Origin of the sequence: Microbispora sp. H10885, assembly GCF_014161415.1 — a bacterium.
Taxonomy (GTDB): Bacteria; Actinomycetota; Actinomycetes; order Streptosporangiales; family Streptosporangiaceae; genus Microbispora; species Microbispora triticiradicis.
The window spans coordinates 901980-923404 of record NZ_JABBWY010000001.1 but is presented as its reverse complement, the minus strand read 5'-3'; the positions used below and the strand labels follow the sequence as shown (position 1 = coordinate 923404).

The window sequence follows — 21425 nt, the reverse complement described above, 5'->3', positions numbered from 1 at the left end:
TTGTTGATTGTGCATTGTGAGACCCATGCACCGCAAGGACGACATGGCGCACGGCGCGCACGCCGACCACGTACAGGCCCAGCGTGAGCGGGACGCGCGTGAGCGTCTTCTGCGCCTGGGCGCGGACACGCTCGACGCCCGTCCGTGGCGCCCCCCGCCCGCCCCGCCGTCGGCGGTCGACCTCGTGCAGTTCGCCGTCTGGCGCAACGCCGACCTGGACCCGGAGGACGTCCTGAGCGCGCTCGCCCTCCTGCCCGCGGCACGAGCCGAGGTCGAAGGGCTCGAATCCGCCCTGCTGTTCATCGCCCGCGGCGCGGGACTGACCTGGGCGCAGATGGCGCAGGTGATGGGGTTCAACTCCCCGCAGGCGTGCCAGCAGCACTACACCCGCCTGACGGCGCGACAGGACGCCGAGTCGTGACGCGCGACTCCACGCCCGGCCTCCTGGTCCTGCACGCCGTGCGCGTCACCGGGTTCGCCGACACTCCGGTGATCGCCCGCCGGTACGGGCTCGACGACGTCACGACGGAACAGGTGCTGCGCGACGCCGAGGCCCGCGGCTGGGTCGAGCACACCGCCTTCGCCGGCACCGCGGGCTGGTCGTTGACCGAACCGGGCCGGGCCGAGAACGAGCGGCAGCTCGCGGCCGAGCTCACCCGCGCCGGCGCCGCCGACGAGGTCCGCGACGTCTACCGCACGTTCCTCCCGCTGAACGCCCTCCTGCTGCAAGCCTGCACTGACTGGCAGCTCCGGCCCACCGCCGGCGATCGGCTCGCCGTCAACGACCACTCCGATCCCACCTGGGACGCCGGAGTGCTCCATGAGCTCGCCTGCGTCGAGCGGGCGCTCACGCCACTCGCGGACCGGCTCGGTCGCGTCCTCACGCGGTTCCGCGGATATGACACGCGATTCACCGCGGCCCTGGCGCGCGCCCGGGCCGGGGACGGCGCCTGGGTCGACCAGACCGGCCTGGACTCCTGCCATCGGGTCTGGTTCGAGCTCCACGAAGACCTCATCGCCACGCTCGGCCTCGACCGGCACGCGCAACCCTGACCCGCCGTCCCGGCTCAATACACGGACGGCAACTGCAATCCTTTCACACCCGTTTTTCCACTCTTGACACATCCACGGCAGCCGCCACAATGACGGTGTCGTCGCGAGTTGCGCCCTCTCGACGTGGACCATATTCCGTGGTTTTCGGGTCGAGACGTGGGAGTTCACACATGCACTCAGCATTTCGGCGTGCGTTCATGGCGGCGGTCATCGCCGCCGCGGCGATTCTCGTGCCGACGGGGCCCGCGTCCGCGGGGATCTGGCAGCTCACCGACGGGTTCGAACCATCGACGAATCCGGCGTCCCGATGGACCTTCACCGCGAACGGGGGGTGCAGCGGGCCGGTGTTCGGCAGCGCGTCGAATACGCCGCGTACGGGGAGCGGCATGGCCGCCATGGCGGCCTTCACGAAGGGCGACTGGTGCGCGCTCGGGCGGACCATCACCCTCACGCCGGTGAGCATTCACCCCGGGGCGCGATGCACCGCCGGCGTCTACACGGACCTGTGGGGCGAGTGGGCCCAGTTCAACCTTGAGGTGATCGACCCCGACACGTGGAGGTACATCGCGCTGAAGTCGATCACCCAGGACTGGGTCCACGGCTGGGAGCTCCAGACGGTGAGCTGGACGGCGCAACGCTCCGACGTCGTGCTGCGGTTCGCCGTCGTGCAGCGGGAGCCGTACTGGCACGCCGCGGAGATCGATCTCGACGACGTCGTGGTGCAGTGCGCCTACTGATCGGCTGATCCGCCGGCTCGGCCGGTGTGCCGAGGTGTCGCGGCGGCGCTCGTCGCCGCCGCGACACCCGGCCGGACCGCAGGTTCTAGCGGTCCGGGTCGTGAACGACGGCCCACTTGTCACCGCGCTTGAAGTAGAGCATCTCCGTACTGATGTAGAGCGTGGGAGATGCCTTGCGGTCGTTGCGCATCCACAGCCTGCCGGCCCGTGCCGCGGCGAGATCGAAGATCACTGAGGCCTTCCGTCCGTGCTCGTCGACCTGATTCATGGTGACGAAGCGGTCGGCCACGATCGACCGGGGGTTGTCGCCCGGCAGGTCCAGAACCCGGCTGCCGTCCCGGCGGATCGCCTGGCTGCCGGTGATGCACCAGGTCACAGCGCACTGCGCCCGCGCCGGATCGTCGAGCCGCTCCCCCGTGCTCAGGTTGAGCAGGTTCGTCATGGCCGCCGGACCATCGGCGGGACGCCCCGCCCAGGGCCAGGAGAAGAGACGCAACCCCTCCGTGCCCGGGACGGACGACGGTTCGCCGCCCGCCACCGGAACCTGGCTGACGCCCCCCGACCTGGTCGACGACCAGAAGATCCTGCCGCCTCCGACGGCCAGGTCCACACCGTAGACGGTGTCCCCGTTCACCTTGTCCACATCGAGCTCGGCCGGGAACGAGACCACCGCGCGGGGAGATCCCCCGGTCAACGGGATCGACATGATGCGGATGTCTCGGTCCACGTACTCGAACCAGGCGATCACACCTTCGCCCACAGCGGGCGAGTCCACCGGCGCGATGGGATGGTCGATGACGGCCAACCGGTGAAAGATTCGCGATTCCAAGTGATAAGCCCACAGTTCAGGCGCGCGATCGTAGCCCTTCTTCGACACGTACCCGAGCATGGTGCGTGAATCGATGAACGCCTTCGGCGTGAAGGCCTCACCGTTGGGGACCTTCCGAGGGACCTCGGCGACCGCCGAAGGCAGCACCTGTTCCAGCGGCGGCGCGATCTCCTCCACGATCCGCGGTTCGTGAACGAGCGGCGCGGGCTTGGCCGGGATGGCGGGTGACGGCTCGGGAGCCCGCCATGTCACGGCCGACGCCGCCCAGATCACCAGACAGGTGGCCATCGCGGTCGCCGGCACCAGGCCGCGGCGCCCGCGCCGGGTCTGTCCCTCGGTCACCTGGCGGAGCAGATCCGGCGGCACGGCCGGGATCCGCGCCTCGGCGCGGGCGAACGTACGGCGCAGCGCCTCTTCGACGTCGTTCATCGCAGGCTCCTTAGCGGGGTGACGATCTCGCGCAACTTGCCGAGGGCGCGGGACGCCTGACTTCGTACGGTCCCGGGAGAGATGCCGAGGATCTCCGCGATCTCGGCGTCCGACCGGTCCTCGTAGTAGCGCAGGACCAGTACGGCACGCTGCCTCTTGGGCAGTCTGGCCAGTTCGCCCCAGAGGTCCAGCGGGGGTTCCGCCACCGGTTGCGGCTGTTCGGGCACCTCCCATGCCAGGTGTTCGCGCCTGCGCCGTCTCCAGACGGAGATGTGCAGCCGGGTGATCGTGGTTCTCACGTAGCTCTCCGGGTTGTGCTTGCGCCGCACGCGCGGCCATGCGCCGCGCAGCCGCACCATCGCCTCCTGAACGAGGTCGGCGGCGTCGTGCGGGTTGCCGGTGAGCATGTAGGCGTAGCGGAACAACGCGTCGATCCGCTCGGCGGCGAAGTCCGCGAAATCCGGCGCGTCATCCACGGGCGGGAGTCCTCTCGTCCATCCCGGCTGAGACGCATCAGAACCCCGATATGTTGCATCATCTGGAATCCGCCCAAGCGGGGCAGGCCCGTACGCCGGGAAAGGCGGGCCCCGCACCCGCAGGGGGCGCGTCCTCGTAAGTAGTGCCGGATCGGCTGAATGAGTAGTGCCTGCTCTACCTGCACAGGCGCCCATTGCCGATGCTGAGGGCGCAGGAGTCGGTTCCCGATCGGGAGGAGGCACCGAGATGACGGTGCAGGACATGGCCAAGCAGGTACTGGAGATCTCCGACGGCGAGGGGCGGGAACTGCTCGAGGAGTGGGCCGCCGTGGAGAACGCCACGTTCACGGCCTACGCGAGCAGATACCTCACCACCTTCATGCACCCGTGCAACAAGACGCACTGCTGAGGTCGTAGCGGAATTCAGATCCACCTGAATCCGGGCGGGTGGGTCGGCGGGATCCCCGCCGGCCCACCCGCGTTTGGCGAACGGAGCCGATGATGGCGAAACCCGGCGTTCCCCTCCTGTTGAGAAGGCAGACGTTCAAGGCCGAACTGTCCGCGCAATCCCTCGATTTCCAGTCGCTCGTGGGCCGCCCCGCACGATATGACGACGGCTGCATGCCGTGCGTCATGATCACCACGCGCGCCGACGACCGCGAGGCCGACTACATCTCCCTGCGTCTGGCGGCGGCGGGGATACCCCTGCTGAGAATCGACAGCGACCGTTGCGCGGGAGCCGAGCTGGTCTGGGACGTCTTCCGCGGGATCGTGAGCGTGGGAGGTGAACAGTTCCGCCCCAGGGTCTTCTGGTCGCGGTACTTCTCGGCGAGTTCCATCGACGCCCCGGCGCCGGACGGAATCGCTCACTATGTGCGGGAGCAGTGGGGCGCGTGGGCGGAATGCATGCAGCCGCCCATGGACGTCGTCATGGTCAACCACCTGACCGGACGGTGGCAGCCGAGCCGGATAGCGCAACTCGCGGCGGCGCGGAAAGCGGGACTGCGGGTCCCCGCCAGCGTGGTCACCACGTGTCCGGGCCTCGCACCGGATCTGATCCCGGGATCTGGTGATCTGGTGATGAAAAGCCTGGGCGAGCATCTGATCGAGGAGACTCCCGGCAATGCGATCGGGTTGTTCCCCCGGAGAGTGAGCCGGGCCGAATTGTCGGACGACCGGACGGTGGAGTCCGCCCCGGTGTTGGTCCAGGAGTTCGTGCCGTCCAGCGGGGAGCTGCGGCTCAATTGGGCCGACGGTGAGTTCGTCGCTTTTCGTCTGGACAAGCGGTCCATGGATGTCGAACGGCTGGACGTCTCCGAGGTGTCGATCGAGCGGGTCCCGATGCCGCCCGAGCTGACCGGGCCGCTCACCCTGCTCTGCGAGCAGTGGAATCTACAGCTGGCGGCTTTCGACCTTCTCGACACACCGTGGGGATATGTGTTCCTCGAGGTGAATCCCGCGTTCGACTGGTTGTGGCTGGAACATCACGTCGAGGGAAGGCCCGTCTCTTCGGCCGTGTGCGATTTCCTGATCAACGCCTTCGAGGAGGTCTCGTCATGAGGGTGCGGGTCGCCGAGCACGCGGTGCTCTACTGGGACGACGGGAGGTTGGTCTGGGACGACTACCTCCATCAGCAGCAGTTCGCCCTGACCGAGGACAGCTCGCGCGTACTGTGGTGGTTCGGGAAGTGGCGCGAGCTGCGCAGCATCGAACGGTACGACGCCGCGCTCGTCCCGATCGCGGAGCGGCTGCTGGAGGCCGGCCTCCTCATCGCCGAGGGCTCCGGCCGGCATGAGCGGCAGAACGAGCTCAAGAAGCGGTGGGGAGTGTGGGGGCCACCGGCCGCGTACTACCATTTCGCGACTCGTGCACGGTCCGGCAGCAGGATCCTGACCGCCGGAGAGGACAAGGCCAGAACTCGTGAGAAGGTCGGCGCCTCTCCCGCCCCGCCGCCGTTCAAGCCGACCGCCGGCCGGCCGCTGATCGCGCTCCGCAAGCAGCGGCCGAGTGATGCCGGCTGGCCCCACCCGCGCCTGATGGACGCCCTGTGGACACGGCGCTCGACACGGGCCTATCTCGACAAGCCCGTCGCTCTCGACGACCTGGCGGGCATCCTGACGGCCGCCGGCGGCATCATCGCCTTCCGCGACGATCCGGAGTTCGGCCACAACGTATTCAAGGCCAGCCCTTCGGCAGGGGCACGTGACCCCATCGAGATCTACCTGTACGCGGGCAACGTGGAGGGTGGTCTCGAACCGGCGATATACCACTTCTCGCCATCGGCCCACGGGGTGACGCGGATGGGGGACGCGCCTTCCCCCGAGAGGCTGGTGTCGGCGCTGGGCGGCCAGGCCTGGCTGGCCGCGGCTCCCGTACTGCTCATCTACACGGCGATGATCGAGCGAAGCCAGTGGCGCTACGAGGCCGCTCGTGCCTACCGGGACATCTCGCTCGGGCTCGGTCACGTCAGCCAGACCGTGCTGCTGACCGCGACGGCCATGGGCCTGGGCGCCGTCTTCGCCACGGCCGTCCGCGACGAGGAACTCGAAGAGCTTGTCGGCTGTGACCATATGTCCGAGATAGTGCTCGGCGTCACCGCACTCGGCCATCCCCGCGGTTCGACACCGTCGATCCCCGACGACACGGCTCTGTGACCGGCAGGTCCTTCGGGAAAGGGCCGCGCGGGGTGAGCCGCGGAGCACGGCCACGCGTACGCAGGGCCGGCCGGTCCGGGGGAATCCGAGCATGGACCTGATGCCGAGGCTGCCGCGATCCGCCTGGATGACGCTCGTCTCACACGCCTTGTCCGCGGTGCGCCCGCGGAACCGTCCCGGCCCCGCCCGGCACCACGCCGGCGCCTCGGCGAGGGTTACCGCGAGGTGGCAGGGGATCGCCTGTTCCGGAGGATCTGGGTCTTGACCGTGCTCCTGGTCCTGGCCGGCTACACTCCCCTGATCTCGGTGTTCCCGGCCGCGTGCGGCTGGTGGGCCACTCCGGCCGCTACAACGCCGCGACGTCCCTTGCCTTCACGGTCGGATTCACCCTCGGGCCCGCGCTGGCCGGGTTGATGCTCCAGCACGGTCTGGGCGCTCATCTGATCACCGGATCGATCGTCATGTCCGGCCTGGCCGCGATCCTCGCTCACCGGCTGGCCCTCCGGCTGCCCGCATCCGCGAACAGGGTGACGCAGGCTCCGCCCGCCACCCCCCAGGTGTCCGCGCTGTAGGGAACCTCAACCCGCCCGGCCCGCCGTGCTGTGTGCCCGCGGTCGTCACAAACGGCATCACTACCGATGTGCGGTTTTTCGCACCTTCCCCTCCCCCGCCATCGGCTCCCGTCGGACAATCAGGAGGCGTCTCCGGCCGGCCCCGCCGACGCGGCCGGCTCCCGTACGACGCGCCCGATTGTCCAGCGGAAGGAGAAAGCTGCGGTGTCGACGGCTGAGATGGTGCCGAGACGATGGTCCTTGGTAGGCCGTGAACCGGAGCGGAAGGCGTTCACGACGGTCCTCGATGAAACCGGTTACAACGGGTTCCTCCTCTTCGGGGAGCCCGGCGTCGGCAAGACACGGCTGGCGGAGGAATGCCTCGCCGTCGCCGTCGGCCGGGGACACGCCGTGGGTCGCGCGGTCGCGACCGGCGCGGCGGCCCAGATCCCCCTCGGGGCGATAGCCCATCTGCTGCCGGACGGCGTGGACCTGTCGGATCCCGTCGCGGGCTTCGCGACGGCGGTCCGGCTCATGTCGCGGGCCTACAGCGCAACGGCCCGCCTCGTCCTGCTCATCGATGACCTGCACCTGCTCGACACCGCCTCGGCCCTGCTGCTGCGCCAGCTCATGGAGACCGGCGCCGTCTTCCTGGTGGGCACGGTGCGCTCCGACGCCTCGTCCGAAGAGAGCGTCGTGACGCTCGGGCGGGGCGATGCCGTCCATCACGCCGACCTCGCGCCGCTGACCTGGCGGGAGGTGCACGAGCTCCTCAAGTGCGCCCTGGCCGGGCACGTCCACCGCGAGACCGTCGACCGATTACACGCCGCGAGCGGAGGAAATCCGCTCTATCTGAGCGAGCTGGTACGCGGTGCGCTGGCCGAAGGCCGGCTGACGAACGATGGGGAGATCTGGCAGCTGGCCACCACCGAGCTCCTTCCGGTCACCCGCCGCCTCACCGATCTGATCCGCCACCGGCTCGCGACGGTGGCGCCGTGCGGCCGTCGCCTCCTCGACGTCCTCGCGCTGTGCGGCCCGGTGTCCGTAGCCGACCTGGAAAGCGACCCCGGCACCGACGCCCTCGACGAGCTGGAGCGAGCCGAACTCGTCACCGTCGTACGGGAGGGACGGCGCACGTACGCCCGCCTGGCACACCCTCTCTACGCGGAGGTGCTGCCCGCGGGCATCACCGAGGGGTGGCGCCGGGAGATCCTGCGCGAGCAGGCGAACCGGCTGGAACGGACCGGCTCGCGCCGCCGGGAGGACGCCATGCGCCTGGCCTCCTACCGGCTCGCCGGCACCGGCACCGCCGATCCGGCCCTCCTCCTTCAGGCCGCCCGGCTCGCCGCGTACGGCGACGACCATGCCCGCGCGCTCGTCTTCCTCCGGGCGATTCCCGAGCAGGCCCTCACCTTCCCGGCGCTGCTCCTGCTCGGCCGTACGTTGTCGGAAGCGGGCCGGCCGCAGGAGGCCGAGGAGGTGCTGTGCCGGGCCGACAGGTGTGCCGCCACAGAGAGCCGCGCGCTCGCGGTGGCGCTGGCGCGCACCCACAATCTCATCTGGTGCCGCGGTGCGAGCCGCGAGGAGGCCGTCGCCGCGAACGACGCGGCGCGCGACCGCGTCACGAGCGCCGCCGGGCTGTGGGCGCTGCGGGTGAACGAAGCCAACATGCTCTCCAGCCTGGGCCACCACACCGAGAGCCTCGGCCTGCTCGACGGCATGCCTGACGGGGAGCCGCCGCCGGAAGACATCGCGGGCGTGGCGGCCTGGACGGCCGCCGCCGCGACGAGGTCCAGCGCGCTGTCCTTTCTCGGCCGGAGTGAGGAGGCGGTGCGGTGGGCCGAACGCGCCGTGGCCCTGTGCGCCAGGGCGAGGGCGGAGGGCAGAAGCCGCAGCCCGCAGGAGGCGGCCGCGCGATCCGCCCTCGTCCTGGCCCTGACCGAGAGCGGGCGCCTGGAGGAGGCACGCGTCACCGCGGAGCGCGCCTACACCGATCCGGGTGCGGCGCCGACCGGGTGGCAGCGTACGCTCCTGGTCTTTCCACTCGCCCGCAACGCCTTGATGGCCGGCCGTCCCGCCTCGGCGCGTCGGTGGTACGCGGAAATCGCGCGCGACACCCGCCCCCAGGCAGTGGTCATCCGTCCGCTCGCCCTCGCCGGGCTCGCCGCGGCCGCGGCCCTGCAGGGTGACGTGCGCGCGGCGGAGGCCGCCCTCGCCGAGCACGCCGGCCTCGCGGCGCCGGTGCACGTGCCCGAGGAACGGCTCGGCGAGGCGTGGACGCACGTCGCGCGGGGAGACCAGGAGGCGGCCAGGACGGTGCTCAGGGCGGCGGCGACCGAGGCCCGCGAGCGGGGGCAGTTCTCCTCCGAGACCGTGCTCCTTACGGACCTCGCGCGGCTCGGCGTCGCGGCGGAGGCGGCGGGCCGTCTCGCGGAGCTCGCGAGGACCGGAGGGCCCTTCACCGCCGCCCGGGCACGGCTGGCGACCGCGCTGGCCACTGGTGACCAGGGCGGCTTGACAGCAGTGGCTGGAGACCTGGACCGGATGGGGGCGAGCCTGCTCGCGGCGGAGGCGGCGAGCGCCGCGGCGGAGCTGTGGCGCCGTTCCGGCAACCCCAGGCAGGCCTCCGCCGCGGCCGCGCGGGCGGCCGCCAGCGCGGCCCTGTGCGAGGGCGCGCGCACGCCCATGCTCCAGGCGGCCGACGCAGCCGTACCGCTCACCGCCAGGGAAAGGGAGGTCGCGATCCTGGCCTCCGAGGGGATGCCGAGCAAGGACATCGCGGCCAAGCTGACGATCTCCGTCAGGACCGTGGACAACCACCTGCAGCGCGTCTACGCGAAGCTGGGCGTCTCGAACCGCCGGGAACTGGCCGGCTGGCTCCGCCGCACGACGGCCTGACCCCGGAAGGGGATTCCGCTGCGGGACTGCCGGGGCGGAGCCCCCGCCAGGGGTTTCGGGGCGGGAGTCCCAATGAGGGCAGCCCGAGCGGAGCCACGAATCCGGCCACGGGCCACACCCCGACGAGTGCGGTCCACAGTCCGGTGGATCAGGCCCTCGCCGGCGCTCCGGCCGGCGGGATACGGGCCGCGATCTGCTCGCGGGCGTGCGGGCAGTCCGCGAACCTGTGCGGGCAGGCGAGGGCGTGCTCGATCAGATCCTTGGCCGCACGCACCCGCGCCATGCGCTGTTCCAGTTCGACGACGTGGCGGCGCAACAGGTCCCGGTGGTCCATCGGATCAGGAGCGGACAGCACGGCGCTCAGCTCACGCAGCCCGAGGCCGGCCTCCTTACCCATCAATATCAGCGCCACTCGCACCAGCGCGTCCTGCCCGTAGCGGCGCTGACCGCCGGCACGCCGAGCGGGTTCGATCAGGCCCATGCTCTCCCAGTGCCGCAGCACATGCGTGGCCAGGCCGAACCGCTCTGCCAGCTCCCCTATGGTCAGTTCCTCACTCGACTCCATGCGTACATTAACCGGCACCGTCGGCCGCATGCTCAAGCAAACGATCGCGGTCACCCGCGTGGTGGGCGGACCCTGTGGTGTGGCCCGGCAACGCCCACGCGTTCACCACAGCGCGTGGATCCTCAGTCCTCGCCGGGACGGATGAGTCCGCTCTCGTACGCGAAGGCGATGGCCTGTGCGCGGTCGCGCAGCCCGAGCTTGTCCAGCACCCTGCCCAGATGCGTCTTCACGGTGGTCTCGCCGAGGTAGAGCCGAGCGGCGATCTCCGAGTTCGACAGTCCGCGGCCGACGAGGGCGAACACCTCGGCCTCCCGGCCGGTGAGCCGGTCCAGCGCCGAGTGCCGGGGCTGCGGCGCCGGCGCCCTCGTGTACCCGCCGATCACCGACGGGACCACCGCCGGATCGAGCAGACCGCGCCCGGCGGCCACCTCGCGCAGCGCCTCCAGCAACTGCTCGGGGGGCGACACCTTGAGCAGGAAGCCCGCGACCCCGGCGCGGAGCGCCCCGTCCACGATGGCCTCCTCGTCCAGCGTGGTCAGCACCAGCACCTTGATCTCGGGATGCTCCGCAGTGATCGCGCGGGCGGCCGCGATGCCGTCGAGGCCGGGCATGCGGGCGTCCATGAGCACCACGTCGGGTCCGATCGTCGCGGCCATCCGCACCACCTCGTCGCCGTCGGCCGCCTCTCCGACGACGTCCATGTCCGGCTCCTCGGAGATCAGCATGCGCAGGCCGGCCCGCATGATCGCCTCGTCGTCGGCCAGCAGCACCCGGATCATCGTGTCCCCTCCGCGAGCGGGAAGCGCGCGTACACCTCGAAGCCGCCCTCGGCACGCGGCCCGGCCCGCAACTCCCCACCGAACATGCCCACCCGTTCGCGCATCCCCACCAGGCCGTGCCCGCCGCCGGGCCCCGGTCCGAGCGCGGTGGCGCCCCGCCCGTCGTCCACCACCCGGACGCTGACTCCGGCCGGCTCGTATGTCACGGTCACCGTCGCGACCGCCGCCTCCGCGTGGCGCAACACGTTCGTCAACGCCTCCTGAACGATCCGGTACGCGGACATGTCAACACCAAGCGGCAACGAGGCCGGCGTACCGGACACCGTGGACGTGGCCTGGAGCCCTGCCGAACGCACCTCATTCACGAGGTCGTCGATCCTCCGCAGGGACGGAGGCGGAGCCAGCCGGTCGGCCTCGTCGGGACGCAGGAGGTGGACCACCCGGCGCAACTCGGTGACGGAACGCCGGCCGAGCTCCTCCACCTGCGACAGCGCGTCGTGCTCGACCGGCCGGTCGGCCAACCGGCGCCGTACCACCCCTGCCTGCATGGTCATCACGCTGACCGTGTGCGCCACCGCGTCGTGCAGCTCGCGGGAGATCCGGGCACGTTCCTCGGCCACCGCCGCCCGCGCCCGCGCCTCCCGCTCGGCGGCCAGCTCCGCGGCGAGCGCGGCCAACTGGCGAGAGCGCGACTGCTCCCGCCGCAGCAACGTGCCGAGAACCCAGGCGGCCCCGACCAGCGCGCCGAAGAAGACGAACTCCCAAGGCCCTTCGCCACCCCAGACCAGCGCGACCGCCGGAACCACGGCGGCACACACCGACGCGGTGAGGGAAAGACGAGGTTCGGCCCGGTAGGCCGCGTGAACCACGAGCACCAGTTCGGCGATGAGCTGGGCCCCGCCCACTCCTTCCGCACCGGTCAGGATCGCGTACGGGAACGACAGCATCGCCACGGACATCGCGGTGATCGGATAACGCGCCGCGAGCGGAAAGCAGATCACCAGCACCAGGCCGAGCCCGGCGGTGGTGAGCCGGTCACCGTACACCTCGACCAACGCGAGGACGGCGAACAACGCACCCGCCACAGTGCCCGCGAGCAGCCGTCTCCGGCGGCTCCATGGTGTTCCCACGCCCGCTCCCCTCGTCGTCGGCACACCGACGGTAACGAAAGGGGCCGACCCTCGGATCAGACGTGAGAAGGACGGCAGAAGGCCGCGGGTCGTCTCCGGAGAGGACCCGGCAGCCGACGGGGTGACCTGGGATCGCATCCGGGACGGCCCGCTAGGCCGATCCGGCCGGCAGGTGCGCGCTCATAGCGTTACGGCAGCTCAAGAGACAGCCGAAAGGACACCCCATGGACGCCACGTCCGCCGCCTCCGCTCCACTGCGCCGCCTCGCCGGCCTCGCGCTCGTACTCGCCCCCGTCCTGATGTTCGGCGGCATGCTCACCTCACCGCCGCAGGAGGATGACTCCTCCGCAGGGTATCTGGCCTCGTTGGCCGCCGACCACGGGCTGTCGCTGCTGTCGGCGAACCTGCTCCACTACGCCTGGGTGCTCATCGCGCTCGGCGTACCGGCGACCCTGACGCTGCTCCGCGGCCCGAGGGGCCGGAAACTGACGGCCACCGGCGTGGCACTGTCCATGTTCGGCGCCATCCAGATGTCCGGCATGCTGCTTTCCGACTGGTTCACCGCCACCATGCCGAACGTGGTGCCGCTCGCCGACGCGGTGAAGGTGTTCGACACCGTCACGGCCGACCCGACCCTCGCCGTGTGGCGACTCACCGGAATCCTGTGCGGCGTCGCCATGCTCCCGCTGCTTCTGGCCGGGCTCGCCCGAGCGGGAGTGGTCGGCTGGTGGACAGTGCCGGTGATCCTGCTGCCGTTCGTGGCAGCCGCGACGCTACCCCCGGTCGTGGGGGCTGTGGCGGCCCTGGCCTGCTACGCGCCGCTGGTGCTTGTGGGGGTGCGGCTCCTGCGCCGCTCAGCCCGGGACGTGGTCCGGGCCGAGGCACTGGCCGCGCCGGCCCCGGCCGCTTGACCGAGACGAGGAGCCGACGCCGCCCAGGCGCCGGCTCCTCACGTATCTACCTGCTACAGCTCCGTTCCGCATACTGGTGATCACAGGTGCCAGCCGAGCAGGTTCCAGTGCAGGCAGAACCAGAGGAGGGCGAGCAGCCCCGCCAGCACGACCACCTGGTGGCCGCGGGCCAGGACGCCCGCGCCCCGCCAGGCCCTCACGGTGGTGGCGAGCGCGGCGACGGTGAGGGCGAGGACCAGCAGCGGCAGCACCAGGAGGACCTGGACGTTGGCCGGCACGCCGTACAGGATGCTCGTGTCGCCGGTCAGGACCAGCGTGAACAGCACCACGAACACCAGTCCGACCGCGGCGGCGAGCCCGGTCAGGACACGCCCGGCACGCCAGACACGCGGAACGGGACGCTTCTTGGCCCGGCGGACCACAGCGGCCAGCGGCAGGCCGAGCACGGCGGTCAGGGCGGTGACGGCGAACAGCAGGACGATGACGACGTTGACCGGCGGGGTGTCCCACCAGGGGACGCGTTGGTAGGCGGGGCCGTCCGTGGCCACGTACGCGACACCGCTCGCGCCGGTCACCAGCGCCAGCCGCTGCGTGCCGCCGTCCTGCTGGTACAGCCCGGGCCGCAGCGGGCTCCACGTCGAGCCCCTGAAGGTGAGCTTCCCGCCCTCCACCCGCAGCCGGGTGGAACCGGTCAGGACGACCACCTTCTCGATGCTGGACTCGGCGGACCGGGTGAGCTTGTAGAAGCCCTCGACAGGCACGACGGAAGCACCGCCGCCGGGCACGGCGCGCTTTCCGGGCAGGAAGCGGTCGAAGAAGGCAGGAATGATCTTGGTCATGGCGTCGGCCCCGTCCAGACTGTTCGTGGAGACGAACAGGCCGAGGTCGGCGTCGGGCACCAGCAGCAACGCGCTCTGGAAGCCCTCCCAGCCGCCGTCGTGCATGATCACGCGATGCCCGTTGAGCGTCTGCTCCTTGAACCCGTGGGCGTACCCGTCGACGCGCGGATCGGCCGCGAACGTCCGCCGGTGCATGAGCTGCGCCGTCGGCTCGTCGAGGATGCGCCGGCCGCCGAAGCGTCCGTCCAGCAGGTGGGCGATCATGAAGTGGGCCATGTCGTTCGCGGTGGCACTGATCGACCCGTCGGGTGCGAGGTTGTCGAAGACGAACGGCTTGCGCCGATACGCCCCGCCCTCGTAGTCGTAGCTGCGCGCCAGATCCGTGGCCAAGGGGGCGGGGACGGGCTCGGCGGCCGTGCTGTGCCGCATCGCGAGCGGGGCGAGGATGTGGTCGCGCACGTACTCGTCATACGGCTGCCCGCTCACCCGCGACACGATGTACCCGGCCAGCGCCGCCCCATAGTTCGAGTACGCCGACACCTCGCCGGGCGGGCGCACCCGCGCGGGCATGTTGTCGGCGAGATAGTCCGCCAGGGGCGGCACGTCGTCCTTGCTCCGCGACCCCACCCCGATCGTGCGGTCCTCGAACCCGGCCGTGTGGTCCATCAGGTCCTGCAGCGTGATCGGCCGGGGGTAGGTCGCGGGGATCCGGAACGCGGTGAGGTAGCGGTTCACGTCCGCCTTCAGGTCCAGCTTGCCCCGCTGAACCTGCTGCATCACCGCGGTCCAGGTGAACAGCTTGGTGATCGAGGCGATCCGGACCATCGAGGTGTCCGGGTCGAAGGGCCTGCGGTTCTCTACGTCGGCCAGCCCGTACCCCTTGCTGAAGAGCGTCTTCCCACCGCCCACCACCGAGACGACCGCGCCCGGCACGTGGTCGGCCGCCAGCCCGTCCGCCATCGCGGCGTCGAAGAAGCCCGCCAGCGCGCGTCCGTCCGGAAGATCGGTGGCTGCCGCGGCAGGAGGGGCGACGCTGGGCGGCACGAGGATCGTCATCGCCGCGCACACCGCGACGAGCATCGAACGGAAGAGATACACGGGACGGCTCCTGACCTTGTCGAGGCCATCCACGATGCGGCCGGCGAGGGTCCGGCCACATCGCCATCGCGGCCACGGGCGTCTCCGACGAAAGTCGGAGACGCCCGGCGTACGGCATCGACGCCGGTATGAGGTGGCGCGCCGCCGCCCTGGCTACGCTGAAGCGATGCTGTCGTACCGCGCGGCGCTGCGGCGGGTGGCCGCGCTCGGGCCACACGCGATCGGCGCGGCCTCCGTGGCGCTCTCCCTGTTCCTCACCGTCCTGGCGGTCAAGACGCCATGGGCGCCGCTGCCACGACCCGTCATCGCCGCCGCCGGGCTGGCAGGCACGGGTGCGGTGTGGTTCCGGGGCCGGTGGCCGGTCGCGGTGGCCGTCGCCGGGGCGGGCGCGTACGTGCTGTCGGGTAATCCGGGCCCGCTGCTGATCAGCCTGTTCTCCGGCGCGGGCACGCGTTTCCTGGCTCTGGCGGCGATCGGCATGGCGGGGTTCCTGGCCCAGCAGTGGGTGGACGGCGGCACGTTGGGCACGGACGCGCTGATCTCGGCGGTGACCGCCACCGGGGTCACGCTGACGGCAGGGGCGTACGCCACCACCCGCCGCGAGCTGACCCGATCGCTCCGCGAGCGCGCCGAACGCGCCGAGACCGAGCAGCGTCTGCGCAACGAGCAGGCGAGGTCCGCTGAGCGCGGCCGGATCGCCCGGGAGATGCACGACGTGCTCGCGCACAAGGTGACGCTCATCTCGCTGCACGCCGGCGGCCTGGAGGTGAACGCGAGCGCGGGGCCGGAGCGCGTCGAGCGGGAGGCGGCGCTGATCAGGGTCAGCGCGCAGGAGGCGCTCGAAGAGCTGCGCAAGATCCTTGGCGTGCTGCGCGCCGGGCCCGACGATGACGACGGCTTCCCCGACCTGCGGCGGCTGGTGGACTCCTGGGTATCGGCCGGCGGGACCGTCACCCTGCACGGCGATATCGGCACGTGGCCACCGGAAACGGCCAGGGCCGCGCATCGCCTCGTCCAGGAGGGGCTGACAAATGCGCACAAGCACGCCCGCGGGGCCCCGGTCACGGTCACGGCGACCGGGAACAGGGAAGACGGCGTCACGATCGCGGTCACCAACGGACGATCGGCCCAGCCGAGTGTGGAGACCGGCGCCGGGGTCGGTCTGGAGGGCCTGGCGGAGCGTTTCCGGCTGATCGGCGGAACGGTGCGCGGCGGGCCGGACGATGCGGGAGGCTGGCGTCTTGAGGGCCGGCTGCCGTGGCACGCCGCGGACGCGTTCCCAAGGGAATCACATGATCAGGACACTGCTGGTTGACGACGAGTCGCTGATCCGCGCGGGGCTGCGGTTCATCATCGAGTCCGCGCCCGACGTGGAGGTCGTGGGCGAGGCCGAGGACGGCGACCAGGCCGTCGACGCGGTCCGCCGCCTGGGGCCCGACGTCGTCCTGATGGACGTCAGGATGCCCCGGTACGACGGCCTGGCCGCCACGGGGGCCATCCGCCGGCTCGCCCGGCCACCCGCGGTGATCATCTTGACCACGTTCGACAGCGACGAGCACGTCTTCACCGCCCTGGAGGCGGGAGCCTGCGGGTTCCTGCTCAAGGACACCTCGCCGCACGACCTGATCCGGGCGATCCGTCTCGCGCACGGCGGCGACTCGATGCTGTCCCCGCGGGTCACTCGGCGGCTGATCCACCGGCTCACCACCGACCAGCCCATCCGGCGCCGCCGTGACGCGCTCGCCCGGCTGGAGACCCTGACCGGCCGCGAGCGCGAGGTGCTCACCGAGGTCGGGCTCGGCCACTCCAACACCGAGATCGCAGCCCGCCTGAACATGAGCGAGGCCACGGTCAAGAGCCACATCTCCCACCTGTTCGACAAGCTCGCCGTCACGAACCGCGTACAGGTGGCGATCGCCGCCTACCGCGCCGGCCTGGTCGACTGATCCGGCCCAGTCCCCGTAGTTCCTGCGGAAGCTCCACGGGCGATGGCGTACTCGGTGAACCGGCCGCAGGTATCGAATCCGAGGCGGCGGTAGACGGGCTCACCGTCCGGAGAAGCCTGCAGGACCGCGGTGCGACAGCCCTCGTCGTACGCGGTGTGCAAGGTGGCCAGGGTGATGGCGCCGCCGTAGCCGCGCCGGCGGTCCGTCGCGAGGGTCGCGATGTTGTAGATTCCGGCGACTCCCCCGTGGAGGAAGACCTCGGCCGAGCAGACCGGGCGGCCGCTCACGTAGCCGACCAGATACCGGGCAGGGCAGCCGGGCGCGAGGGCCCACTCGGCGGCGTCGGTGAAGAACCGGCGCACCGTCGCGGCCGGCGGGTCCCAGTTCGCGGCCAGGACCATCGCGTAGTCGGCGAGCCGCTCCGGAGTCGTCACCAGGCGGATGTCCAGGTCATCGGCGTGCGACTGCGGCAGGGCGGCATGCAGGTCCTTCCACATGCCCGTCTCGGCCTCGGCCGCCCGCAGACCGGCTCTCTTCAGGAGCGAGGCGAGGTTCGGTGGTGTGGAGGCGGGGCCGACCCACCAGGAGAAGGGGCGACCGGTCGCGGCCAGCGCACGGACGGTCTCCTCCACCCGCGCGGGGGCGGTGTCCGCGGTGAAACGCGCCGCCGCGACGATGTTGAACGTGTCTTCGTCGAGCCCGCTGTCGGCGATCAGGAGGTCGTCCGTCTCCGTGACAGTCGAGCGCTCCATGCGACGGTGCAGGTGGCAGGCATGCTCGGCAAGGTTCTGCTCCATCCTGACCAGCAGATCAGGATCGCCGGAAACCTGTCGTTCCACCTCATTCATGCAGATCATCACATCATGCCGGTTTGTGGATCGGGCGCTGTTTCCACGCCGCGATCGGGTGACGAATGTCCGGGCAGCCCGTCCACGCCGACGGACGATGCTGCTGTTCGGCATTCGCTCGCGAGCGTGGATCTGCCCCGAAAAGCGGCTGATGAGCCAGGCTGGACGTGTGAAGGACGACGGGCTCTACACGATCGGCCAGGTGGCGCGGCTCACCGGGGTGCCGGTGCCGACGGTCCGGTACTACTCCGACGAAGGGCTGGTACCTCCAGCCGGTCGGTCGGCCGGCGGCTACCGGCTCTACGATCATGACGCCCTGGACCGGCTGGAACTCGTCCGTACGCTGCGAGATCTCGGCGTCGAGATCGCGACGATCACACGGGTGCTCGCCGACACGCAGACTCTGGCCGAGGTCGCCGACGGGCAGATCGCGGCCATGGAGGACCAGATCCAGACCTTGCGGGTACGCCAGGCGGTGTTGCGCTACGTCACCACCCGCCGTACCGGCACGGCCGGAATCGCCCACGTGAACCGGCTCGCCCGGCTACCGGCCGAGCGGCGCCGGCAGCTGGTGGCCGACCTCGTGGCCGAAGCGACGCGCGGGCTCGACATGGAGCCCGCGTTCGCCGCGCACCTGCGCTCGATGCTGCCCGACCTGCCCGACGACCCATCGGCCGAGCAGCTCGACGCGTGGCTGGAGCTGGCGCACCTGGTCGGCGACCCCCACTTCCGGGAGAGCGTACGCGAGGCGTTCGAGCGACACGCGACGGACCGTTCCTCCGGCGCCGAGCACGGCGACCACGAGAGCTGGGCGCGGGCCGAGCAGGCCGCGCTGGACCTCGTCGGCCGCGCCCTGGCGGACGGGATTGCGCCGGTCTCCGCCCTGGCCCGGCCCATCGTGAACGAGCTGGTCGCCGTCTTCGCCCAGGCCCACCGGCGGTCCGACGACGCCGGGTTCCGGCTCTGGCTCGCCGAGCGGATCCGCATCGGGGCCGACCCTCGGGTCTCCCGATACTGGCAACTACTGGCCATGATCAACGGTACGCCCCCGAAACCCGATCCGGTCCCTGCGGCCCGCTGGTTCCTCGCCGCACTCGACCCCGCGTACCCGGCCTCTAGGGAACGGGATGGTGCCGGAGCGCCTGGGTGAACCAGTCGAACGCCGGCGCCAGGCTCGGCGGCACCGGCCAGCCGTTGATCGTGTGCAGCAGGGCGAAGTACCGCTCCGTACGGGGATCATCGGCGATCTCCAGCCGAGTCAGCAGCCTCCGGCGGTATTCGGCACTGTCGGGATGGCCGAATGTCGCGGTGTATCCGGCGATCAACTCCACCAGCACCGTTCGCGCCTCCTGCGAACTCGGCTCGACCCCGTCCGCCTGCGCCTGCCGCACCCGTTCCCGGACCAGTTCGGTCACCTCGTGATGCAGACCGGTCTGATCCCCGGCCGCCCTCTCGGCCGCCTGATGCTCGGCCATCCTGCGGACCCTGGCCCTGAAGTCGGCGTCGCGGACCAGCTCGGACAGCTCCGCCCAGGCACCCAGCTGCTCAGGGCTGGGATCGGCGGGCATCTCGGGCACCACCGTACGCAGCATGGCGACGAAGTCCGGGTTGGCGTCCAGATCACCGAAAGTCTCGTCGATGAAGTCGTTGATGAGGCGCTTGCCATCCTCAGCGGACGGCGTCACGTATCGCGGCATGGAATGCGCTCTCCCGGAGTCGGATCGGATGGTCGCGGACGGCGGAAACGAGTACGCGCCGCCCACGGCATCGATCCTGGAGTCTCCGGTTACTTGAGACTCAAGTGCCGTTCCGGACAAAGGCTCAGCCCACATCGTGAGCGGCGAGGAACTCCGTCGGTTCGCCGGCGTGCACGTTGCGGCCGGCCGCGATGATGACGAGGACGGCGCCGGGCATCCGCTCGACCATCTCGGCGATCAGGTGCCGGAAATCTGGCTGTCCCGGCCGGTTCACTTGGGGCAATAAATCATCGCGGTGCGACCTCGCCGGCCACTCGAACTCACGCAGGCGGCCTCGACGTGACGGTGCTATCGGCTGATCTTGTCGACGTGAACGACCTGTATCCGCTCGTGACCCGCCGTCAGGGCGCTCAGGTGCGGCACGTCGGATGTGACGATCATGACAGGACCCGCTTGAGCCAATGCCGTAGCCGCGACCATGGCAGAGGTGTACATCTCCTGGTGAGTGGCGTGGTCTGCCGGCCCGCGACGAGTAGGCTGATCGTTCGTCATTAGACCGGGGAGGTCGGCGTGGACTATGGCGACAAGCTCTTCTGGCTCTCGGTTGTGATTCAACGCAAGTACGCGCAGATCTGCGCCGAGTTCGACCTGACCCCCTCGCAGGCCACGCTGCTCTGCGCAGTCAGGAACGAGCCGCGGCAGATGGCTGACCTCGCCGCGTCGTTGGGTATGACCAAGAACGCATTGAGCCAGCTGGTCGATCGCACCGCGCGGCGCGAGTTGGTCGGCCGGGCAAGCTCGGCGCAGGACCGACGGGTCGTCATGCTCAGTGCGACGCCCACGGGGAAGGTGCTCGCCGAGGCCGTTTACGCCGAGGTCGCCAAGCGCCTGCCCGAGATCGCCAGGAACCTCGACGCCGACGACCAGCGCGACTTCGAGCGCGTGGCCACCGCCATCGTGGACACCTCGGACCTCTCTTCGCCCACCTCGAACAGACCAATCACACCGTGAGGTCCCGCTACACCCGCACCTTGACGATGTTCATGCCATGAACTAGTTTCGTTCATGCCATGAACTAATGAAGGGTGGCAGCGATGAGCGCACAGACGACCGGCACGATCGCAGTCTTCGGCGCGACGGGGCAACAGGGCGGGGCGGTGGTCGACGCGCTGCTGGACCACAAGGCGCGGGTGCGGGCTTTGGTCCGCAACCCGCAGTCCGACCGGGCTCAGGCGCTGGCCGCCCGCGGCGTCGAGCTGGCGGCCATCCGGGCCGACGACCCGGCGTCGCTGGCCGCCGCGCTGGCGACGGTCCAGGGGTTCTACTTCATGACCCCGGAGGCGAACAGCCTCGAAGAGGTCGAGGCGGAGATCCGCATCGGTACCGCGCTCGTCGACGCGGCGGTCGAGGCGGGCGTCCCGCACGTCGTGTTCAACTCGGTCTTCGGAGCGGACCGGGAGTCGGGTGTGCCGCACCACGACTCGAAGCACTCGATCGAGGAGCACCTGAGGAAGTCCGGCCTCAGGGCCGCGATGGTTCGCGCGACCGCCTTCATGGAGAACTTCGCGAGCGTGATGGCACCGAGCCTGAAGCATGGGGAGATCGTGCTGAGGCTGCCGCTGCCGGAGGACGTCGCCCTGAAGATGATCTCGGTCAGGGACATCGGCCGGGTCGCCGCCGCGCTCCTGCTCGACACCGCGGAGGCGCCCGGCGGAGCCGTCGAGCTCGTCGGCGACGAGCTGACGGGCCCCCAGATCGCCGCGGCGTTCGGCGCGCGCGCCGGGCTCCCGGCACGGTACGAGGCCCTCCCGTTGAGCGTGCTTCCCAACGACCTCGACAAGGCGATGTTCCGCGAGTTCGCGAAGGCGGCGGAATACCCTTCGGACCTCGCGGTGGTGCGCTCGATCGAGCCGGCCGCCCTGGACCTGGTCGAGTGGATCCGAGCTACCGGCTGGACCGCGCCCACAAACGTGGCTGGTTCCTGA

Annotated in this window: 23 protein-coding genes; 14 read left to right on the top strand and 9 right to left on the bottom strand. The window is 70.6% G+C overall.

Translation table 11 applies throughout. The features are described 5' to 3' along the window. The first annotated feature begins 25 nt into the window (after positions 1-25). The 3 genes from HHX37_RS04170 to HHX37_RS04160 all read left to right on the top strand — a co-directional run bounded on the left by HHX37_RS04170 (position 26) and on the right by HHX37_RS04160 (position 1790). Positions 26-421 (top strand): DNA-binding protein, encoded by a 396-nt coding sequence (locus tag HHX37_RS04170; RefSeq protein ID WP_182883136.1) that lies wholly within the window; start codon positions 26-28, stop codon positions 419-421. After that, positions 418-1053, top strand: a complete 636-nt coding sequence (locus HHX37_RS04165; protein ID WP_182884531.1) for a transcriptional regulator — start codon at positions 418-420, stop codon at positions 1051-1053. The genes HHX37_RS04170 and HHX37_RS04165 overlap by 4 nt, the downstream gene beginning before the upstream one ends. 170 nt (positions 1054-1223) lie before the next feature. Beyond that, positions 1224-1790, top strand: coding sequence for a hypothetical protein (locus tag HHX37_RS04160; protein WP_182884530.1), 567 nt, complete (start codon positions 1224-1226; stop codon positions 1788-1790). 85 nt (positions 1791-1875) lie between these two features. On the opposite strand, the gene HHX37_RS04155 is transcribed toward HHX37_RS04160, so the two are convergent. Together HHX37_RS04155 and HHX37_RS04150 are read right to left on the bottom strand one after the other, a co-directional pair. After that, positions 1876-3048 carry a hypothetical protein gene (locus tag HHX37_RS04155; RefSeq protein ID WP_182884529.1) on the bottom strand — a complete coding sequence of 391 codons (1173 nt, stop codon included), beginning with the start codon at positions 3046-3048 and terminating at the stop codon, positions 1876-1878. Continuing rightward, positions 3045-3524 (bottom strand): SigE family RNA polymerase sigma factor, encoded by a 480-nt coding sequence (locus tag HHX37_RS04150; RefSeq protein ID WP_310740257.1) that lies wholly within the window; start codon positions 3522-3524, stop codon positions 3045-3047. The genes HHX37_RS04155 and HHX37_RS04150 overlap by 4 nt, the downstream gene beginning before the upstream one ends. Before the next feature lie 247 nt (positions 3525-3771). Between HHX37_RS04150 and HHX37_RS04145 the strand changes: the two genes are divergently transcribed. From HHX37_RS04145 to HHX37_RS04125, 5 genes are all read left to right on the top strand, one after another. Then, entirely contained in the window at positions 3772-3933 is a 162-nt protein-coding gene (locus HHX37_RS04145; protein WP_182872837.1) for a hypothetical protein, read from the top strand. A 92-nt stretch (positions 3934-4025) separates the two neighbouring features. Then, entirely contained in the window at positions 4026-5084 is a 1059-nt protein-coding gene (locus HHX37_RS04140; RefSeq protein WP_182884527.1) for a hypothetical protein, read from the top strand. Next, positions 5081-6178 (top strand): SagB/ThcOx family dehydrogenase, encoded by a 1098-nt coding sequence (locus HHX37_RS04135; RefSeq protein ID WP_182884526.1) that lies wholly within the window; start codon positions 5081-5083, stop codon positions 6176-6178. Before HHX37_RS04140 ends, HHX37_RS04135 begins: the two co-directional genes overlap by 4 nt. A 320-nt stretch (positions 6179-6498) precedes the next feature. After that, a complete protein-coding gene (locus HHX37_RS04130) occupies positions 6499-6750 on the top strand; it encodes a hypothetical protein (RefSeq protein ID WP_182884525.1) in 252 nt (83 codons plus the stop codon). Positions 6751-6954: 204 nt separating this feature from the next. Further along, a complete protein-coding gene (locus HHX37_RS04125) occupies positions 6955-9627 on the top strand; it encodes a helix-turn-helix transcriptional regulator (RefSeq protein WP_220502559.1) in 2673 nt (890 codons plus the stop codon). Positions 9628-9775: 148 nt separating this feature from the next. Here HHX37_RS04125 and HHX37_RS04120 read toward each other — a convergent pair whose 3' ends face one another. From HHX37_RS04120 to HHX37_RS04110, 3 genes are all read right to left on the bottom strand, one after another. Further along, positions 9776-10192, bottom strand: a complete 417-nt coding sequence (locus tag HHX37_RS04120; protein WP_182884524.1) for a MerR family transcriptional regulator — start codon at positions 10190-10192, stop codon at positions 9776-9778. Between the two features lie 122 nt (positions 10193-10314). Then, positions 10315-10971: a response regulator gene (locus HHX37_RS04115; protein ID WP_182884523.1), complete on the bottom strand. Its 657-nt coding sequence runs from the start codon at positions 10969-10971 to the stop codon at positions 10315-10317. Beyond that, positions 10968-12101, bottom strand: coding sequence for a sensor histidine kinase (locus tag HHX37_RS04110; protein ID WP_182884522.1), 1134 nt, complete (start codon positions 12099-12101; stop codon positions 10968-10970). The genes HHX37_RS04115 and HHX37_RS04110 overlap by 4 nt, the downstream gene beginning before the upstream one ends. Before the next feature lie 224 nt (positions 12102-12325). On the opposite strand from HHX37_RS04110, the gene HHX37_RS04105 reads away from it, so the two are divergent. Continuing rightward, on the top strand, positions 12326-13012 hold the full coding sequence (locus HHX37_RS04105) for a hypothetical protein (protein ID WP_182884521.1): 687 nt from the start codon (positions 12326-12328) through the stop codon (positions 13010-13012). An 80-nt stretch (positions 13013-13092) separates the two neighbouring features. Here HHX37_RS04105 and HHX37_RS04100 read toward each other — a convergent pair whose 3' ends face one another. Then, positions 13093-14949 (bottom strand): serine hydrolase domain-containing protein, encoded by a 1857-nt coding sequence (locus HHX37_RS04100; RefSeq protein WP_182884520.1) that lies wholly within the window; start codon positions 14947-14949, stop codon positions 13093-13095. Positions 14950-15115: 166 nt separating this feature from the next. On the opposite strand from HHX37_RS04100, the gene HHX37_RS04095 reads away from it, so the two are divergent. Further along, positions 15116-16264, top strand: a complete 1149-nt coding sequence (locus HHX37_RS04095) for a sensor histidine kinase (protein WP_182884519.1) — start codon at positions 15116-15118, stop codon at positions 16262-16264. Beyond that, a complete protein-coding gene (locus tag HHX37_RS04090; RefSeq protein ID WP_182883152.1) occupies positions 16242-16895 on the top strand; it encodes a response regulator transcription factor in 654 nt (217 codons plus the stop codon). Before HHX37_RS04095 ends, HHX37_RS04090 begins: the two co-directional genes overlap by 23 nt. Here the strand turns inward: HHX37_RS04090 and HHX37_RS04085 are convergent. Next, positions 16871-17692 (bottom strand): GNAT family N-acetyltransferase, encoded by an 822-nt coding sequence (locus HHX37_RS04085; RefSeq protein ID WP_182884518.1) that lies wholly within the window; start codon positions 17690-17692, stop codon positions 16871-16873. The genes HHX37_RS04090 and HHX37_RS04085 overlap by 25 nt on opposite strands. A gap of 220 nt (positions 17693-17912) precedes the next feature. Here HHX37_RS04085 and HHX37_RS04080 point away from each other — a divergent pair, with 220 nt between their 5' ends. Continuing rightward, positions 17913-18893: a MerR family transcriptional regulator gene (locus HHX37_RS04080; protein ID WP_182884517.1), complete on the top strand. Its 981-nt coding sequence runs from the start codon at positions 17913-17915 to the stop codon at positions 18891-18893. Here the strand turns inward: HHX37_RS04080 and HHX37_RS04075 are convergent. Beyond that, complete coding sequence (locus HHX37_RS04075; protein ID WP_182884516.1) at positions 18859-19440, bottom strand: hypothetical protein; 582 nt, start codon at positions 19438-19440, stop codon at positions 18859-18861. The two genes, HHX37_RS04080 and HHX37_RS04075, sit on opposite strands and share 35 nt — an antisense overlap. A 124-nt stretch (positions 19441-19564) precedes the next feature. Next, positions 19565-19714, bottom strand: a complete 150-nt coding sequence (locus tag HHX37_RS04070; protein ID WP_182883156.1) for a hypothetical protein — start codon at positions 19712-19714, stop codon at positions 19565-19567. 296 nt (positions 19715-20010) lie between these two features. Between HHX37_RS04070 and HHX37_RS04065 the strand changes: the two genes are divergently transcribed. Together HHX37_RS04065 and HHX37_RS04060 are read left to right on the top strand one after the other, a co-directional pair. Continuing rightward, positions 20011-20451 carry a MarR family winged helix-turn-helix transcriptional regulator gene (locus HHX37_RS04065; RefSeq protein ID WP_182883157.1) on the top strand — a complete coding sequence of 147 codons (441 nt, stop codon included), beginning with the start codon at positions 20011-20013 and terminating at the stop codon, positions 20449-20451. Between the two features lie 83 nt (positions 20452-20534). After that, complete coding sequence (locus HHX37_RS04060; protein ID WP_182884515.1) at positions 20535-21425, top strand: NmrA family NAD(P)-binding protein; 891 nt, start codon at positions 20535-20537, stop codon at positions 21423-21425.